The organism is Vibrio sp. 10N.222.54.A3 (assembly GCF_041474095.1).
GTDB lineage: Bacteria > Pseudomonadota > Gammaproteobacteria > Enterobacterales > Vibrionaceae > Vibrio > Vibrio crassostreae_C.
The window spans coordinates 68,890-70,294 of the sequence record NZ_JBFRTN010000047.1 but is presented as its reverse complement, the minus strand read 5'-3'; the positions used below and the strand labels follow the sequence as shown (position 1 = coordinate 70,294).

2 protein-coding genes and 1 pseudogene are annotated in these 1,405 nt (G+C 41.6%); 1 reads left to right on the top strand and 2 read right to left on the bottom strand.

The genetic code is table 11. The features are described 5' to 3' along the window. A pseudogene (locus AB4507_RS11475) lies at window positions 1–140 on the top strand (ISL3 family transposase); the annotation flags it as partial. Between the two features lie 56 nt (window positions 141–196). Here AB4507_RS11475 and AB4507_RS11470 read toward each other — a convergent pair. Continuing rightward, on the bottom strand, window positions 197–880 hold the full coding sequence (locus tag AB4507_RS11470; RefSeq protein WP_372182704.1) for an IS6 family transposase: 684 nt from the start codon (window positions 878–880) through the stop codon (window positions 197–199). Between the two features lie 102 nt (window positions 881–982). Next, window positions 983–1,300, bottom strand: a complete 318-nt coding sequence (locus AB4507_RS11465; protein ID WP_372129196.1) for a hypothetical protein — start codon at window positions 1,298–1,300, stop codon at window positions 983–985. Between the last annotated feature and the right edge of the window lie 105 nt (window positions 1,301–1,405).

The following is a 1,405-nucleotide window of genomic DNA, read 5'->3' as shown; positions in this document are numbered from 1 at the left end:
CTAAGTTCGGTCGTGAGGTGATGGATAGAGTCAGAGTCGACCAAGCCAACAAACTCAAGCAAGATAAAAAAGCGAGGCAATGGGTCAAGCGCTCACGCTGGGTATTGTTGAAAAATAGAGGCAACTTAAATCTACGGCAAGACGGTTCTGTCGCAAATCTAGTTAGAGGCGTGACAGTCCAATCCGACAGATACAATTATGCTGCGAGTGCGTAAAATCGCTCAAAGGCTGTCTGGCCTTCAACATCTATCTGATCTTGTTTCAACATCGTCCACACTTCACGCCCATGCAAACTGGCCAAAGCTCCTTCCGTTGACTTCCAACCTAGAGCTTGACGTGTTTTCTGCTTCACCCAACGGTGACTCGGCTCAACGATATTGTTCAGATATTTAATGTCCAAAATCTCTACCAATGAGAGCATGAAATAACCCGTCAACCAAAACTGAACATTCATTGAATCAATGGCCGCGTAGTTACTCTTACTTCCATCTATGGCGACTTTGCTTGGTAAACCATTTTGTGAAATGGCCTTATTCAGAAAGGCTTTAGCAGCTGCCTCATCACGGTTCGGGCTAATATAATAATCAATCACATTTCCAAATTTATCGACGGCTCGGTAATAGTAGACCCATTTACCCTTTACTTTGATGTAGGTTTCATCCATACGCCACGAGTCAGACACCGGCTTCTTTCTACGCCTCGCTCTATGCTCCAATACTGGTGTAAATTTGATAACCCAACGATTTATAGTAGCGTGATCCACAATGATTCCACGCTCTAATTGTATCTCTTCGATTTCACGATAACTGAGCTTATAGGCGAGATAATAACGTACGGTTTCGAGAATAACTTCAGAGGGAAAGTGGCAACCTTTAAACATTAAGAATCAGTATCATGAATGGAAATTAAGCGAATCTTAACTAAAAGGCTCAAAGTTTGCGACAGAAACAAGCTGTGCCAATACTCTGCCACACTCCTTGAATTAGTTTTCGAAGAATTGCTCGTATTCTGGAGTCGACAGGTTTTCCGCAAACCCAATCTCACCGACGAAATAAATCGCACTCGCGAGATTTTCTAACGTTTGATTCGGCTCGCGTTCAGGTACGTCGCCAACAACCGGAACAGATTTAGGTTCAGAGACAGAATTACAAACAACACTTTCACATACGATGTTTTGTTGTTCCAACGAGATGGCTTCTGGTACATCAAAGTCTCCCGCTGATAAATCAGAGTTAGAAAGGTCTAAGGCACCGTAAGAGAAGGTCGAAAACAGAGTTGAAAGTACAATCCACTTATTCATAATTCTTTCCATAGTTAATATTCATCAAACCTATAAATACTATCTAATCATAAACATTATGAACAGTGTTTTATTTAGAATTTCTAGGTTCTGTCGCAAATCTAG